The organism is Ruminococcus sp. AM43-6, from assembly GCF_003461785.1.
Classification (GTDB): domain Bacteria; phylum Bacillota; class Clostridia; order Oscillospirales; family Ruminococcaceae; genus Hominimerdicola; species Hominimerdicola aceti.
Map to the genome: position 1 here is coordinate 238 of NZ_QTXU01000079.1, position 831 is coordinate 1,068.

Sequence of the window (831 nt, forward strand, 5' to 3'; positions counted from 1 at the left end):
ATATAAAGGGCTGTATCATCCACTCGGACAGAGGCAGTCAGTATACAAGCGAAGAGTACCAAGCTGCTGTAAAGAAATATGGGATCATTCAAAGCATGAACAGTGCCGGCGGAAGATGTCATGATAATGCACGCTGTGAAAGTATGTGGGCAAGAATGAAAGAAGAGCTATTCTACAGCCGTGAGGACAAATCGGAGAACTACACTATGAGAGAGTTGAAGACTATGATCTGGAGATATTATATGAGTTACTGGACCAACAGAAGAATCTGCACCGCCAACGGTGGGCTGCCTCCGGCAGTTCGAAGAAAGCTCTACTATGATCATATCTTTCTCGTTGCATAATTCTTGTTCGAATAAAATGTGTCAAGTGATATTGACAAAACCAGATACAGCTACAATATATCACTATCCGGCTTGAAAGTCCAGAAAATTTTTTGATAATTTTATCTGCCGTTAATAAGATAAGCGAACAGTTCCGACACTTTTTGTGGCTTGTATCCTTCATCTGCTCTGGGACTAACGGATAAGATTTTGTAAGTTACTCCATCAATCACAGTTTCGATGTGCGAGTAATCATGTCGGCGTCGGTACTGATTTGAATCTGGTTTCTCCTCTATTTCTTTGTGAATATTCTGCATAAATCACTCTCCACTTCGTTGTCTTGATTGTTGTTATTCGTGTAAACAAATCAGTTCAGTCCTTTCATATTTAAATTTTGCGGTTCGTATTCGTTACGCACCATCTTAGCCTTGCTGAAAATCAACAGCGTTCTCGTAATCGATAATTCCATTGATCTTCCGTACTTCGTTTACGCACATAGCGTGCAGAC

The 831-nt window shown here is 40.6% G+C and carries 1 protein-coding gene; it reads left to right on the top strand.

Annotation, left to right across the window (positions count from 1 at the left end):
* On the top strand, nt 1-344 hold a 344-nt coding region (locus tag DW938_RS14485; RefSeq protein WP_207660720.1), incomplete at its 5' end, for an integrase core domain-containing protein.
* Between the last annotated feature and the right edge of the window lie 487 nt (nt 345-831).